Origin of the sequence: Streptomyces griseoluteus, from assembly GCF_004784465.1 — a bacterium.
Taxonomy (GTDB): Bacteria; Actinomycetota; Actinomycetes; order Streptomycetales; family Streptomycetaceae; genus Streptomyces; species Streptomyces griseoluteus.
The window spans coordinates 154,423-167,610 of the sequence record NZ_SRRU01000012.1 but is presented as its reverse complement, the minus strand read 5'-3'; the positions used below and the strand labels follow the sequence as shown (position 1 = coordinate 167,610).

11 protein-coding genes and 1 pseudogene are annotated in these 13,188 nt (G+C 65.5%); 5 read left to right on the top strand and 7 right to left on the bottom strand.

Annotation, left to right across the window (positions count from 1 at the left end; genetic code table 11):
• A partial coding sequence (locus tag E5082_RS28670; RefSeq protein ID WP_135794144.1) for a GntR family transcriptional regulator occupies nt 1-269 on the bottom strand: 269 nt, incomplete at its 3' end.
• Nucleotides 270-414: 145 nt separating this feature from the next.
• Here E5082_RS28670 and E5082_RS28665 point away from each other — a divergent pair.
• From E5082_RS28665 to E5082_RS28655, 4 genes are all read left to right on the top strand, one after another.
• Nucleotides 415-606 (top strand): hypothetical protein, encoded by a 192-nt coding sequence (locus E5082_RS28665; protein WP_135794143.1) that lies wholly within the window; start codon nt 415-417, stop codon nt 604-606.
• Entirely contained in the window at nt 603-818 is a 216-nt protein-coding gene (locus E5082_RS28660) for a hypothetical protein (RefSeq protein ID WP_135794142.1), read from the top strand. Before E5082_RS28665 ends, E5082_RS28660 begins: the two co-directional genes overlap by 4 nt.
• Nucleotides 819-1,272: 454 nt before the next feature.
• Nucleotides 1,273-1,449 carry a hypothetical protein gene (locus tag E5082_RS32515; protein WP_167514163.1) on the top strand — a complete coding sequence of 59 codons (177 nt, stop codon included), beginning with the start codon at nt 1,273-1,275 and terminating at the stop codon, nt 1,447-1,449.
• A 139-nt stretch (nt 1,450-1,588) separates the two neighbouring features.
• The gene (locus E5082_RS28655; protein WP_135794141.1) at nt 1,589-2,383 is read left to right on the top strand and encodes a hypothetical protein; all 795 of its coding nucleotides are present in this window, start codon (nt 1,589-1,591) and stop codon (nt 2,381-2,383) included.
• Nucleotides 2,384-2,504: 121 nt separating this feature from the next.
• On the opposite strand, the gene E5082_RS28650 is transcribed toward E5082_RS28655, so the two are convergent.
• Nucleotides 2,505-4,094, bottom strand: coding sequence for a recombinase family protein (locus tag E5082_RS28650; protein ID WP_135794140.1), 1,590 nt, complete (start codon nt 4,092-4,094; stop codon nt 2,505-2,507).
• A gap of 92 nt (nt 4,095-4,186) precedes the next feature.
• Nucleotides 4,187-4,582: pseudogene (locus tag E5082_RS28645) on the bottom strand (ComEC/Rec2 family competence protein); the annotation flags it as partial.
• A gap of 256 nt (nt 4,583-4,838) precedes the next feature.
• On the opposite strand from E5082_RS28645, the gene E5082_RS28640 reads away from it, so the two are divergent.
• Nucleotides 4,839-7,358 (top strand): DEAD/DEAH box helicase family protein, encoded by a 2,520-nt coding sequence (locus E5082_RS28640; protein ID WP_135794139.1) that lies wholly within the window; start codon nt 4,839-4,841, stop codon nt 7,356-7,358.
• A gap of 188 nt (nt 7,359-7,546) precedes the next feature.
• Here E5082_RS28640 and E5082_RS28635 read toward each other — a convergent pair whose 3' ends face one another.
• The 4 genes from E5082_RS28635 to E5082_RS28620 all read right to left on the bottom strand — a co-directional run bounded on the left by E5082_RS28635 (nt 7,547) and on the right by E5082_RS28620 (nt 13,019).
• Nucleotides 7,547-8,473 carry a hypothetical protein gene (locus E5082_RS28635; protein ID WP_229918686.1) on the bottom strand — a complete coding sequence of 309 codons (927 nt, stop codon included), beginning with the start codon at nt 8,471-8,473 and terminating at the stop codon, nt 7,547-7,549.
• Nucleotides 8,474-9,704: 1,231 nt separating this feature from the next.
• Complete coding sequence (locus tag E5082_RS28630; protein ID WP_135794138.1) at nt 9,705-11,537, bottom strand: coiled-coil domain-containing protein; 1,833 nt, start codon at nt 11,535-11,537, stop codon at nt 9,705-9,707.
• On the bottom strand, nt 11,530-11,997 hold the full coding sequence (locus E5082_RS28625) for an ABC-three component system middle component 2 (RefSeq protein WP_135794137.1): 468 nt from the start codon (nt 11,995-11,997) through the stop codon (nt 11,530-11,532). Before E5082_RS28625 ends, E5082_RS28630 begins: the two co-directional genes overlap by 8 nt.
• Nucleotides 11,994-13,019, bottom strand: a complete 1,026-nt coding sequence (locus tag E5082_RS28620; RefSeq protein ID WP_135794136.1) for an ABC-three component system protein — start codon at nt 13,017-13,019, stop codon at nt 11,994-11,996. Before E5082_RS28620 ends, E5082_RS28625 begins: the two co-directional genes overlap by 4 nt.
• Nucleotides 13,020-13,188: the final 169 nt, after the last annotated feature.

Genomic DNA, 13,188 nt, shown 5'->3' with positions numbered 1-13,188 from the left:
TCGTCGGCCGGGGGTACCGGGTCCGCGACGAAGGTGCCCCGGCCGTGCACCGTCACGATGAGACCGCGCTCCCGGAGCACCTGAGCCGCACGCCGGACAGTGAGGTAGGCGACGCCGTACTCCTGGGCGAGGTCGCGCTCTGCGGGCAGGCGTGCGCCGGGCTGAAGCTCCCCAGTCCTGATCCGCGCCTCGATGTGGTCGGCGACGGCGACATAGACGAGCTGCGGCCCCTGGGGGTTGAACTCGGGCACATGGCTGCGATCACTCACACGGGCAACGTAAAGCGCTGCTGAGCTGCACGTATCTTTGGAGAGCTATACATAGCTCCACATGGCTTAGTACGTTGGGCCACGCAAGACCCCGGCGGCCTGGCAGGGCCCCGGGGCACGGCCGACGCTTCGAGGGAGCGACGACATGGCGAACTTAACCCCACCCCCGGCCAGGGCGGAACTGGAACCCCGGCTCACACTGCGGGTGTACCGGGTGATCGGCAACGGCCGGATCACCGACGACACCGGCACCCGACAGGTGCCGCCCTGTGACGAGCCCCTGGCGACCGGCACCTGGCCGCCGTGCCAGTGCCCCCGCCACCGGGAGGCGTCATGACCGCCCGGACGCACGTGTGCCGCTACTGCGACGAGCCGATCACCGAGCCGGGTGACGCGGTCCGGGTGGCCTACGAGGAGACCAACACCGGACCCGGCCGGGAGGTGTGGGCGCACCGTGACCACGCCGACCTCGTCCAGCCGGACCCCGTGGCAATGCGCATCCTGGCCCGGGTGCTGATCCACCGGGCCCTGAACACCCCCGACGAGTAACCCGAACAGCACTGAGCCCCCGCCGACCGGCGGGGGCTCAGTCGCGCCTGGAGGCCCGGTCAAGTTTTGTAACCCTGGGAATGCCTCTGAACAGGCAGGATGCGCCTCGGAGCCTTACAAAACTGTCGGCTTGCGTTCCCAGTTCCGGGCCGGTCTACTGCACCTCGGCACACCCCCAGACGGCGACCCCGAATGGGCGTGTGAGCGACGTCACTCGGGCGCTCGGCAGCCTGAGCAACACCCGAGCAACGCCGAGTCTCGCCGAGCAACGCCGAGAAACGCCCCAGTCAGCAAGCACCCCACTTGCAGTCGGCCGAATCGCGTTGCCGAACGGGATCCCTAGACTGCTCATCACATGCAAAGGAGTCCGGTCACCGCCCAGTTGGCCTAGGAAACCGAGGGCGGAAGCGGACTCCCTGCGTGTGCCCCTACCACCGGAAGAGGAAGGACACACATGCACCATAACCAGTCGAGGGCTGACCTGCACGGCTGGGCGGGGGCTCGTCGTGCAGCCGGGTGGCTGAAGCGCTACCGGCGGACCCTCGTCCTGCGTGCCCTGTACGGCGCGGCGTACGGCGCGAGCACCACGGGCGCCAGCCTGCTGGTGGTCTGGCTCAGCTCCCGTTTCTGAGCGGAGCATCCAGCCGGGGGCCCGTCACCTACTGGTGGGGGGCCCGCCGTGTCCGAGACCTCCGGACTGCCGGCCTCACGCTGCGCCGGGGTCATTTGAGCACCGCCCATTGTCGGTGGTGGGTGCGACAATCCGATCCATGAGTGATGAGCTGCCATCGCCTGACGTGTCCCGCACCCTCGACACCCCGGAGAACGCTCCCCTGGTGAGTGAGTGGCTGCTCGGCACGAGCGCCGTACTGGCGTATCACCTCGGGAAAACCGACACGGCACGGATGATCGCCGACGTGTCGTCGGCGGAGGTTCGGCTCTGGAACACCGAGTATGACCACGAGGGCTACCGGATCGTGCTGGTGGTGGAGCCGAGCCTGTACCCCACGTACACCGAGCCCGAGCTGGAGAGCATCGCTGATGTGATGCGAGACGTGATGTGGGGGTCGAGCAAATCCGTTGATGAGCTTGTCGCCCGGCCGTCGATCCCTCGCCTCGGCCCGGACTGGCGCAGGCAGGTCAAGAACGCCGACGGCCCCAAGCCCAGCAACCAGGGCCGCAAGGTGCAGCTCGAACCCGGTCACCCGGTCGAAGACCAGCTCCGCTTCACCAACGAGTGGGAGCTGGACGTGTACCGAGTGCTCAGGGAGCGGCAGAACACCCTGCCGGACAGCGAGACGATCGGCATCGTGCCCCTCGGGGGGATGCGGGTGCGCGGCTGGACCTTCGAGCCCGACCTGCTGATCACCTATCGCGGATACGCCGGGGTGATCGAGATCGACGGCCCGCATCACAAGGGCCGAGCCGCCGCCGACCGGAGCCGCGACCGGCTGTTCCTGAACGCCGGGGTGAGGTACGTCGACCGCCTGAACGTCGAGGAGGTCAGCAGCCGGGCCGAGGTCGAGAAGTTCGTGGACAACTTCCTGACCCGGCTCACGCGGTAGGCAGCAGCGAGCCCCCGCCAGCGTGACGGAGGCTCAGTCGTGCGCTCAGGGACCGGGAGCGGGGACCTGAGGGCGTTGGCCAGCCGGGCGCTGCGCGGCCGGGAGACGGCCGCTCAGCGGCTCAGGCGGCCTCGTCGGCGCGCACCCACCTCAGCCGCTCGGTGACCGGTGCTGCGTTGCGCTTGTTCGGCGAGGGCCTGACCCGCACCTGTCCGAGTACATCGGGCGCCAGCAGCAGGGCGGCGACGGCACGCCGCCGCTGCACGTCGGCTGTCCGCCACCACGTGATCAAGTCGGTCTCACCTCGGTCGGGGAGGAACTCGGCCAGAGGATCGGGCGTCACCATCGTGGACAACCTGACCTCCAGCAACGCGATCTCGTTCTCGACCTCCTCCATATCGGCGGTGCGCTGGATGCGGGCCCTAGCTGTCTTGGGGGACGGGGCGTCCTCCAACTCCTTCAGCTCGGCCCGCAGGTGGTTCAGCTCGGCGGTGACTGCGTTCGTGTCGGCGTCCGAGGACGGCTGCTGTCGCAGGGCGCTGACCCGGTGAGGCGCGGACAGGTACGCCAGGATCACCCCCAGTTCGGGCGCGGGTTCGCCGGTCTCCGGGTCGGTGGCGTCCAGGTCTCCGATCAGGACCCGGTCGGTCTCCTCCTTCGGGATCCACACGTGCCCCTTGGGCCCGCACTGGTAACCCACGGCGTCGGCCGTGCCCTTCTTCCGGCGGGTCATGACGACCATGCCCCCGCCGCAGACGTCGCACTTCAGCGTCATGGTCAGGACGTGCTTGATCGATTCGCCGGTGTAGGTCCGTCGTGTGGGGTCGGCCAACAGTCTCTGAGCCTGGTCGAACAGCTCGCGGGAGACGATCGGTGTCCACCCCTCCCAGGTCTCCGGCGTCAGGACCCCATTGTGCTCACGCAGTCCGGCGTTGCACGGGCGGAGGAGCATCGCACGGAGGCTCTGCGGGCTGAACGTCTTCCCGTTCTTGCCGACGACGCCTCGGGCCTCCCAGTCCTTGGCGATGGCGTACATCGGCTCCGGCAGGTCGCCGCCGACGCCCACCACGCGCTCGTACAGCTCCTTGACGAGGGGTCCGGTCTCCGGGTCCGGGACCTGTGCGACCGGCCGGGGACGGCCGTCAACGACCTCGTACTCGCGGACGTAGCCGAACGGCACCTGCCCCTGCGGACGGCCCTCACGGGCGGCCGAGTTGAGCCCTCGCAGAGTGCGGGCCGACAGGCGCCGGGCCTCCTTCTCGGCGTCCGCGATGCCCGTCACGAGGCTGTGCCGGTCGGCGTAGTTGCGCGGGTCGTACGTCCGCCCGGTCTCGCCTTCCGAGGTGACGTGGATCAGGTAACCGCGTTGCTCGCACGCGTCGATCAGCGAGACGCCCCGGCCGGTCTCACGGGCGAGACGGCTGATCTCCCACAGCACGAGCACCGTGCCGGGCTCCCCGAACGCCCCGGACCGCAAGTCCGTCAGCAGCCGCTCGAAGTCCTCCCGGGTCTTCTTCGCGTACTTGGACGCTGAACCGGTGTCCGTGTATGCCTCGCCCCACGTCCACGGCCCGTGCACGGCCTCGGAGGCCAGGTTGTCGGCGTGCTGGTCGGTGATGCTGCGGGCCGTCTTGCCCTTGCCCTTGGACACGCGCAGGTACTCACGCGCCGCCCGTGCCGCTGCCTCGCCGCTGGTCTGCTGGAGCGTCATGTCCGGTCCTTCTCCTAGCCGTTCACTTCCCTTTCATCACGCTACAATGAGTGAGGCCAAACCATGGTGGGCGACCCTAAGGACGTCCAGGTGATGCTGGCGTCGTTCGGGCCGTCGGGGGGCGCCAACGCATCCGCCTGCGGCCAGAGGACACGCCAGGTCAGGGGGCCGACTCGGCGCTCCTCGCCCGCTGCTGCCGTGGTGAGGGGGATGTGGTGGGTGGCGGCCTCTCGGCGTACGGACTCGGCCTGGTCGGGGGGTTCGGCGAAAGCCGTGGTCTCGATCGCGGCTACCGAGCGGCCTCGCAGTACTCCGGAGAGCCCTCCCACGTGGTCGGCGTGGAAGTGGGTCAGGACGACCAGGGGGATGCGGGTGATGCCCAGCTCGCGCAGGCAGCGGTCGACCGGTGCCGGGGCGGGTCCGGTGTCCACGACGACAGCGGTGCCGGGGCCGGCGGAGAGTACGGTGGCGTCGCCCTGGCCGACGTCTTCTCTGTCAAGTTCAGCGCGTTGAAGCTGGAGGCCGGGCGGGACCCTATGGGGATCACTGCTGGTCCCGTTCACTGATCTTGAGGATGCCAACGGTTGGCGCTGAAGCGCCAACCGTTGGACAGGTCGTCCTCCACCAGACCGGCTAGCGCCGGCAGCGTCACTCATCGTCGTGCACCGAGGTGACCGACAACGGCATGATGACAACGGGAGACCGGCAGCGACCGCGGCCGGCGGGAGAGGGGACTCGAAGAACATGCCTCTGGATCTGAGCAGGTTGGGCAAGGGCGACCGTGCACCTCTCATCCGACCACGCGACATCTTCAACGGACTGCCGAACCGGCCCTTCCCATACCTTCGTCAGGAGCAGGGCGAGGTACTCGAATCATGGTTCGATATCAGGGATAACCATGACGTCGTGATCAAGCAGAACACGGGGGGCGGCAAGACGGTCGTCGGCCTGCTGATTGCGCAGAGCACTTTGAACGAGGGCATTGGCAAGGCCGTCTATCTCACGCCCGACAACTACCTGGCGTCCCAGGCCCGAGCCGAGGCCCACCGGCTGGGACTAGCGACGGCCAGCGACCCGGACGACATGGAGTTCCGTGGCGAGCGGGCAATCCTGGTCACCACTTTCCACACCCTCATCAACGGCCTGTCCCGCTTCGGAGTGATCGGCGGATCACACCCTCCCATGGATCTGGGCGCCGTGATCGTCGACGACGCCCATGCCGCGCTGGCGGCCACCGAGGCTCAGTTCACGCTCAACATCGCCCGCGGGCACGACGCCTATCAGCCGCTCCTGGACATGTTCGAGGGCGACTTGCGCCGACAGTCTGCGAAGGCATGGGCAGACATCAGTACAGCGGAGTACACGGCGGCCATCCGTGTTCCGTTCTGGGCCTGGGCGGACCGGGCCCAGGACGTCATGGAGTTGTTGCACCCACACCGGGACAAGAGCGATAAGTTCCGGTTCGCGTGGCCCCTGATCGCGGACGTCCTCCCGCTGTGTTCCGCGACCGCGACCAGTCAAGGCTTCGAGATCCGTCCGCCATGCCCACCGATCCACATGATCCCGTCGTTCGCGAAGGCCCGCCGCCGCGTCTACCTCACTGCCACTCTCGCAGACGACAGTGTGCTCGTAACCTCGCTCGATGCCGACCCGGAACTCCTGGTCAAACCCGTCACTCCAGGAAGTGCGGCGGACCTCGGTGACCGGCTGATCCTTTCTCCGCTGGCGCTCAACCCGAACCTCGACGCCGGGGCCATCAGATGGCTTGCCCGGCAATTCGCCAACGGCGACCGGAACGGCGACGGTGCCCCCGACTCAGAGCCGATCAACGTCGTCGTCATCGTGCCCAGTGGGCCGGCAGCGGAGCCGTGGAAGCCATTCGCAGACGCCGTACTCAGAGTCAATGATCTTGCAGCCGGAGTGGAATCCCTCAAGTCCACACGCGGTCGGCTCGTGGTCTTGATCAACAAATACGACGGTGTCGACCTACCCGGCGACGCCTGTCGCCTCCTGATCCTCGACGGTGTCCCCACCCCGATGAGCGGCGCCGACCGCCGCGAAGCGGATGCCCTGACCGGCAGCCCGACCGTCACCGCACGTGAGATCCAGAGGATCGAGCAGGGCATGGGTCGAGGCGTGCGTGATCGGGATGACCACTGCGCAGTTCTCCTTCTCGGAGCCAACCTCGCCCGAGCCACGACGGAGCCTAACCGCCTATCGATGTTCTCCAATGCGACCCAGGCCCAGCTTGGGCTCAGCCAGGAACTGGCTCTCCAGATCAAAGGCGAGGGAATCAACTCGATTCGGGAGGCTCTCTCCGTCTTCCTCAGCCGGGAGCCGGCCTGGGTTGAGGAGAGCCGGCGTCGCACGGCCACGGTCCGCTATGCCGAGTACACGAGAATCCGCCCCGAGGCCATCGCGAGTCGGAAGGCATTCGACCTGGCCGTCGTCGGCCAGACCAGCAACGCGGCTGAACGTTTTGTGCAGGTGATCAACCAGACGGATGACGCAGCCTTGCGGGGATGGCTGATGGAGCAGCGGGCTGGATACGTTCACTTCACCAACTCGCACCAGGCTCAGCAGGTGCTCGTGAACGCTACGGGACTCAACCACGCGGTGTTGCGACCGACTTCCGGCATCGCCCCCGCCAAGGCCAAGGCCGGGGCCGTTCAAGCCCGAGAAGCAGCCGCATTCCTGGCCGCAACATACGACAATCCAACCCAGCTCGTCCTCGGGGTCAAGGCCATGCTGGAGGATGTCACCTGGGACGAGGAGCGCACGAACCAGGCCGAAGCCGCCTGGCAACAGCTGGGACGACACCTCGGGTTCGCCAGCAGCCGCCCCGACAAGGAGAGCGGCGGCGAAGGTCCAGACAACCTCTGGATTCTCAGTCCGATTCGACATGCCGTCACAGAACTCAAAACGGGCTGCACCACGAACACCATCTCGAAACACGATCTCAACCAGCTCGGCGGCAGCGTCCGATGGGATCGCAGCGAGTATCCGGAAGCCACTCCCTTGCCGGTCATGCTCCACCCCAGCAACGTTTGCGACTCGCTGGGCACCCCGGAGCCAGGCATGGTCGTCATCACGCCAGACAAGCTCGACGCCCTCAAAGCCGCCGTAACCAAGTACACGGTTGCCCTGGCCGACGGACTGGGTCTGTGGCGGGACGAGGGCAGCGTTGCCACCCATCTCGTGGCAAACCGCCTGAACGGAGATCAACTTTTCAATACCTACGCCATCCCGGCGCGCAAGCTCTGAGCCGATGTCGACTTGGGGCCACCGACCTCGGCCGGCGGCCCCAAGTTTCGAACTCTCTAGGCCACCCCATCCAGCAACAGTGCCACGCCCGCCTTCCTTACAATCTCAAAAAAGAAGAATTAACCGAGTTGTTCCCTTCTTGGGATATTGGTACGGGAAACCGAACCTGCGAATGAGGGTGGTTGCGCTTAACGCCCTCTGTAGATGCCTTCATCCGCTGCCGGTTCGTCTTCGATGTAGTCATGAGGGCGGGCATCCAAGAAGATGCCCCGGGGTAGGTCACTCAAGTGCAAGAGAAGCTTCGTGCCCACTTCAAGTTCGCACGCTGCGCAGTGAAACCCTTGGGGGCTGAGGAGAACCTCCTCCGGATCGACCGTCACCTGGCCGTCGACGTAGACGTGGATGGCCTCCACTTCACCAGCCATCCACCCCTGAGAGCCGCAGGCCGGGCACTCCACTGGTGCTTCTCGACCCATGGTGATCATGGGCTTACTGGTGATTGCAGCCAGAACCACGTCACGCTCTTTGGGTGACATGTGACCGAAGCGCTGCTCGAACAACGAACGTGCCTTCACCAACAGAGCTTCCGCCGCGACGCGCTCCTGTCGCACCTGTTCGTCGACGAGTTTGTCGTGCAGGACCAGGTATGGGCCCCAGTAGCTGTTCGGATCAACTTCCAGTTCCTCGAGAACCGGGTCAACCAAGCGCAGACAGGCGGTGAACATTACTTCAGATTGCGCCGAGTCGTGTATCGCGCTGTGCGCAACTCCGTTGCGGGCGTCTGCCAGGGGTTGGAGATCCCCTTTGCTGATCGGGATCTTCCCGGGCAGAAGCTTCACCACCCTCACGTAGGCCTCAACAAGGCCGATGGTCTTGACCTTGGTCAGCGGGCCTGCGTGGGAGCCCAGACCCGTGGCATGAAGCAACGAGTCGAAGTGTTGACCGTCGACGATCAGAGCTGGATGAATCCCGGCGAGGTACGCCTTGAGCAGGTGCTCCGTAGCGATTCCAGCATGGTGAACGGCGAAGTCATGACTCTCGGGACCCTCGACAAAGGCCGCCAGTGCGGCATTCATCCATCTGTGGGATGAACCCTTCAACTGCTCTGCATCCATGGCCGAAACGATATGACCGCTTGACGTCAAGCGCTCGGAGTTTCTCCAGTGTCCGCTGTGCGGCTCAGCTTGGGGGTGGGCGGGTCGTGGAGTTGTGCGGCGTATCGCGCACAGTTGCCTCCGGACTGGGGCCAGGCGGTGGCCGGTTCCGGACTGATTCCCAAGAGTTCTGCGAGAACCGCCGCCGGCAGCTGGAGGAGAGAGAGCTCCATCAGACCCGGAGCGGTTCAACCACCGCTCCAGTCCTAGCCGTCGAAGACTGCGAGGAGCGTGGATGGCTCGGTCTGCAAGCCGCGGGCAAGCTTGATCAAGGTGGTCAAGCTTGGGTTGCGACGTCTGTGCTCGATGTGACCAGTCCCCGGAAGCTCATACCACTTCTGCTGGCGAGCTCCTCAAGAGTGCGTCCACGAGCCTCACGCAACCGACGCACATGCATGCCGAAGGTGTGGAGTTGAGGGTCTGGCGGATCAAGGCGAGGCACGAACTTGACTTGACATCTGCGCTCATTTGACTGCATGAACAGTTGTGCATAATCAGCGCTGGGCGCTGTGCTTCGACCTTGTCGAGTCGAGAAGCGACCGCCGACGAAGCCAGGTTTCTTGGAGAGGACGTCGCTACGCCGGCCCCGAGGAAGTACCCGCCAGAATTGATTGAGCGGGCAGTCCGGATGGTCATTGAGATGAGGCCGACCAACCCCGGACGCTCCGGCCTCGTGCGACAGGTCGGGGAACTGCTGGAGGAACACCCAGAGGTTCTACGACACTGGGTTAAAAAAGCCGATGCGGAAGCTGGTCGAAATGCTGAAACTACCGCGGGCGCCACTGCCCCGAGTTCGTCAGCTTGAGAAAGATAACGCTGACCTGCGCCGCCTTAACGGAATCCTTAAGGCGGCTGCCGTCCTGTTCGCGGCGGATCTGGAACCAAGGCAATGAACGGCTGTGCCGCTGGCTCTTAACGCTGCACACGAGCCCCGATACACCGTCGGTTACCTGTCTCGCGTGTCAGAAGCCTAATAGCTGAGCCGCTAAAGAGACCTGACAACCCTGGAAAAATATCCTTACCGTATCCCGATGACCGTCAACCCATCTTTCAAATGGGCGCACCGTGAAAGGCCAGCCAGCCGGCTCGCACGCGACCTATCACTTGTGCCCGCATACGTTTGAGTTCTATTAGGGCACCAGATGCCTCGCTGCTGCAGCGCAGGCCCTGCAGAACACCGAATCGACGGCGTTCACGGGAGGAAGCCAGGGCGTCCGTCGGCGGCGGTGAAATTGTAGGTGGTGGCCTCGGAGAGGACGCCGAGGGGCGGATCGCCATTCTCGATGATCACAGCCTGGCCGGGGAAGGCGAGCATGTCTTCGTAGAAGCGGTCCACGACGGTGGATGTGATGCGCACGTCGGGCAGGTCGGGGTCCTGTGGGGTGTTCTTCACTGGCTGGCGGTAGGTGACCACCGGGGAGTCCAGGACGACGAAGCCGAGATGGGGGAGGTCTCGTTCGATGCAGAAGCGGGCCAGGGAGGTAGTGAAGGCTGAATGCAGCACGGATCGCACACCCTTGCCTCGACCGGCGCGCGGGCGGCCTCCGGCCCGGATCTCGGCATTGTACTGGTCGTACCCGGAGTTGTCGACTGCCGGTATTTCCCACCTGCTCAAGGTGCGTTGGAGGACCGAGTCGAAGTCGTTGACGATTCGGGCGGCGATGTACTGCGAAGGCCGGGCAGCGGGCACCGCTCCCTCCCCGTCGAGGCGAGAGCGCTTGTCCTCAAGTTCCGCGATCCGCGCATGCAGCTCCAGCTGCCGCTCCACCACAGATCGTGTGTCCAGCAGCTCTTGAAGGCCCTCCCGGAGCGGTGCGAGCTGGCCCTCGGCTTCGGCGATGAGTTCAGCCAGCGCCTCCAGGTCGGCCTTGACGGACTGCCAGGTCCGGGCGAGCTCTTCCTGTTCGCGGGCGAGGTCGGCGATGGTCGGCAGGAGGTCGGTGAGCAGTGCGGTCGTCTTCGCGGCCTCCGCCTGCACTGCAATGTGGAGTTGAGTGGCCTCCTGCTGACTGTGGCCAGGGTGCTGGTGCTCAGGATCCGCTCCGCAAAAGACGCAGGTTCCGACGCGGAAATAGCCGAGGATGCTGCCAGCCTCGTTGACCATGGCCAAACGCTCCAGATCGGAGCGGTACTGGTCCTCCAGCAGGCTAAACCGTCCAAGCAGATCGCTGACCTCGGCCAGCCGCTCGTCTAGCCCAGCAAGACGGCGGGCGTGCATCATGCGCTCGCGTACCGCTTCGCGGTGACCTTCGTCGGCCGCGCGCAGGGCGATGTTTTGCGCGTCGATCGCGGTTTTGACCCGCGCCAGGCGGTCCCTGAGGTCGCGCTCAGACTCGTCCGACTCAAGCTTCGCGTACAAGTCGATCACGAGCTGGTCCAAAAGGTTGATCTGTCCCCTGTTGACACGCCGCTGTCCCGCGTTGGGTCCGGTGTCGACGGAAGGGTCTCCCTCCCCGGTTAGGAGGAACCGCATGACCGATGTCTCCGCGGTGCGGGTGGTGGCGGTGCCGGTGCGTAGGACCGGGGAGGGCATGGCGATCATGCGGTCCTCTGTAACCACGGACAGGTGCACCAGATCGGTCAGGGTCACGGGGCGGGTGCCACCGGCTTCGTTCTTGCGGATGAGGACCTCGTCCAGACCCATAGCGCGCATCAGGTGAATCGAGAGGCTGTTCTTGCTGCGGGCGTTGTGCACTGAGTTCACGATGGCGTCCGCCGGCCGGTGAACCAGGTCACGGAGGTCCTCGCGATGCAGATGCGTGGAGTTGGTGCCGGGGCGCCGGACGAGAGTCAGCGGGCTGCCATCGGGCAGCAGCAGCCCAAGGAGGATCTGGGTGTATCCCTCGGCTTCGTCGACCATGTCCAGCTGGGCACCGCCGAGCATGTACTCGACAGACCTGACGATGAAGGTCTTCCCGGTGTCGGAGGCACCATAGATGGTGGTCAGCTCGGGGCCGAAAACGATTTGCGCTGATGGCCTGCCCGAGCCAGCGTAAGTGAGGTGGACCAGCTGGAGACTACCCACGGTGGCCCTCGAACGGGCGAGAGGTCACGGGGCCGGGGGGAGTCGTTAGCAGGGACTGGGTGGTGGCGCGTACATCGATGTCCGGGGCCCATTGGTGGACGGCCCACTCGGCGCGCTCGCGGAGCCGCAGAACGTATGGGGCTTCGAGAACGTCTACGAAGGCCGGGCCGCGTTCCGTGGCCCGGTAAACCAGGCCGGTCCCGTCAGCTTCGAGTTCGGCCAGGCCGGCGCGGATGAGAACCAGAAGTGCCTGTTCGAGGACCGTGCGTTTCAGGCCGAGCTCTCCCGAGCGAGCTGGCAGATCCGGGTGCAGGCTGGGCGGTCCGTCGAATTCGGCGCTGTGCAGCACGGCATGGTCTAAGAGGGCGAGCTGGGCCAGGTCCAGAGCATCGGGATGGCTCTCCGAGAGCAACACCAGTGCCCGCACGCCGATCTCCAGCGGGCTGTTCAGCGGTTTCATGTCCCTTCTCCCTCACACCACGTGAGCTCGTTCTCGTTCGCCAGGTGATGACATACCCCGGTACGGTCCAGAGGTCTCACGTGCTGAGCGAAAACCGTCTGCGTCAGCCCGGCACTGATCGCCTGCGAGGTGACGGCATGTAGGCGCTTCCACCCCGTGGGGTGGTCATCCCTCGCCACGTCGACCACTGCGTCGTATATGTCCTTGACAATGGCCTCGAAATGACCTTCAGGGTATGCCTCCTCGCCGAAGCGGCGCAGAGACTCGGCACTGAAGAACGCCTCACGCTGGTGGCGCAAGTGCGGGCCGGCCGTCGGGTGCTGTGCAATCTGGGTAACGGTGCTGGCCTCACTGGGCCAGCGCTCGGCGTAGACCTGGACGAGCTGCTGTACGTAGCGGGCCTCACGCGGCTCCGGCTTCTCGGGCGGTGCCATGACGGCCGGGCGGGGCGGCGACTCCGGCGGGAATCGTTTCACCCAGAAGTCAGTAGTCTTGTGCTGTTGGAGCATCTTCTTCATGTTGACGGTCTGAAAGATCTCGAACGGCGTATCTGCTGCCAACTCCTCGGCCTCGCGCCTCATCCGCGGGCCCAGGTCCGTGATGACCTTGTCCGTGGTTTCGCGCAGCGCCTCCACGAAGTCCTTGCGGGTACTGATCGGGCGTTGCAGGGCCTGCTGCAGGCTGGGGCCGATGGACGGGGCGACGAACGTGTACTGCTCCGGCACGATGAACTGACCGGTGACCACGCCCGCAAACATCTTCCGAATCTCACCCGCGGCGGTGCTCCAGGCCAGCGTTCCCTTGTAGCGCTTGCACTGGTAGTTGTGCCAGGGACCTTCCAGGCCCCGGCGGGTGAGGAATGCGGCCACGTCGATGCCGTGGTCGCCAGCCCCTCCCTGGCGCTCGACCCGCACGTACAGGCTGTCCAGCGCGGGCACCCACTCCTCGACGAACTTTTCGAACTCGTCGGGAGGGTAGGTGAAGACGATCTGCTCGGGCGACGGCATGGCCGGAAACTGCATGGCCGTTGGATAGTTGAGGATGAGCGACGCACCACTTGCCCGGCGTTCCGCCTCTGACGGGCCCTGAATCGGATCCAACATCTCCCCCTGAATGCCGCCGCCGCATCCCGCCGACGCATCCACTAGAGGTATCACTGGCAGGTCGTTGGCGAAAAGACCACAACCGAGC